Origin of the sequence: Desulfurella sp. (genome assembly GCF_049977265.1) — a bacterium.
In the GTDB taxonomy this organism is placed as follows: domain Bacteria; phylum Campylobacterota_A; class Desulfurellia; order Desulfurellales; family Desulfurellaceae; genus Desulfurella.
On the sequence record NZ_JBMFGQ010000031.1, the window covers coordinates 17,601 to 19,114 of the forward strand.

2 protein-coding genes are annotated in these 1,514 nt (G+C 32.1%); both read left to right on the forward strand.

What is annotated here, in order from left to right:
- On the forward strand, positions 1-772 hold a 772-nt coding region (locus tag ACP5FO_RS06630), incomplete at its 5' end, for an enoyl-CoA hydratase/isomerase family protein (protein WP_428157229.1).
- A 28-nt stretch (positions 773-800) separates the two neighbouring features.
- The gene (locus ACP5FO_RS06635; protein ID WP_428157230.1) at positions 801-1,331 is read left to right on the forward strand and encodes a hypothetical protein; all 531 of its coding nucleotides are present in this window, start codon (positions 801-803) and stop codon (positions 1,329-1,331) included.
- The last annotated feature ends 183 nt before the right edge of the window (positions 1,332-1,514 follow it).

Here is a 1,514-nt window from a genome sequence, read left to right on the forward strand (position 1 = left end):
TGATTTTAAAAACATCATTTATACTGAAGAAAATGATATTTCCTGGATTAAACTCAATAGACCTGAAAAACTAAACGCATTTACAAAGAATATGTGGGAAGAATTTTACGAAACTGTAGAATTAGCCAAAAATAGTAAAACAGGTGTGGTTGTTGTTTCTGGTATTGGTAGAGCGTTTAGTGCAGGTGACGATATTCAAGCTATGTATGAGTTAAAAAATAAAGAAGAAGCAGAAAATTTTTTTAACACCTTATTAAAAATTTTTGGGTCGCTACTTGAAATTGAAAAACCGGCAATAGGAATGGTTAATGGTTTAGCTTATGGTGGAGGTTTTGAAATACTTTTATTAATGGATGTGGTAATTGCCACTAAGGAATCTAAATTTGCTTTATCAGAAGCAAAATTAGGTTTAATACCGCCCGCAGCATTGTCATTTGGCTATACAATTCTTGGGATAAAACAAATCAATAGGCTTTCATTGATAGGTGAGGCGATAGATGCATACGAAGCCCAAAGAATCGGTTTGGTAGATTGTATAACAGAGAAAGATGATTTGAGAAATAAAACTTTAGAAATTGCCTGGAAAATTATTTCTAATGCTACACATTCAGTTCAGTTTATTAAGAAATGGTCAAACATTTACAAAGATAAATCCAAATTTATTGAGTTGATTAGTGAATTAACTATGTTTTCTTTAAACACAAATGCTAAAAAAAGAATGGAAGATTTTGTTACAAAGAGAAAAGAAAACGAAATCGTGATTTTTTGTTAAAAATTAATATCTTTAGGAGGTGTTTTTTATGGAACATTTGATTGAGCATGCTGGACATGTGGCAATGAACACACTTTTATGGGAAGCTGCGGTTGTTTTATGGGTAATTGGTATGATGGATCTTGGTGTCAGCAAACGCCATGATGTAAAGGATTTTGGGTATATTTTGTTAACTGCTGCTATAATGGAAACCATAGCTATGATGTTTGTGATTGCAAGTGGAAATATCTTTGGAGCAACAGCGGCAGCAGCGTTTGTATTTTTATTGTGGGCATTGGCTTTTGGTCTCTTAAATGGAACAAATAGAGTAGTTACTTATCATGCAGTTTTATTAACTTCTTTTTACTTTACTGGAGCTACAATTTATTTAGCTAGCAAAGGTGCTTTATTCTTGACAGCAATGTTTGGCTTGTTAGTGCCTATTACTCTTTTATTAGCTCTAGCGAGTTACACAGAAAAACACTCATTAGGAAGGATAGCAGGTGGATTTTCAGCAATTGATGGAATATTATTTTTTATTTATTCATTATGTTCGGCTATAGGTTATCAGTTACCTTAAAGAGAATTAGTTAGGTTAAAAAATTTTTTTTAAGGAGATAACATAATAGACCTTTTAAAGGGATTTTCTAAAAAAGAAAATCCGCCACTAAAATATTATTCTGGTGTTTTTTAAAATTATTTGTTTTGTGCCACTCTTTGCATAGGTGGTGGTGAAGCAGTTGCAGCGATATTTGAAAATGTT

Excerpts from the sequence above, each read along its gene's own strand:
- ACP5FO_RS06635 (WP_428157230.1), top strand. The coding sequence starts at position 801 with ATGGAACATTTGATTGAGCATGCTGGACATGTGGCAATGAACACACTT.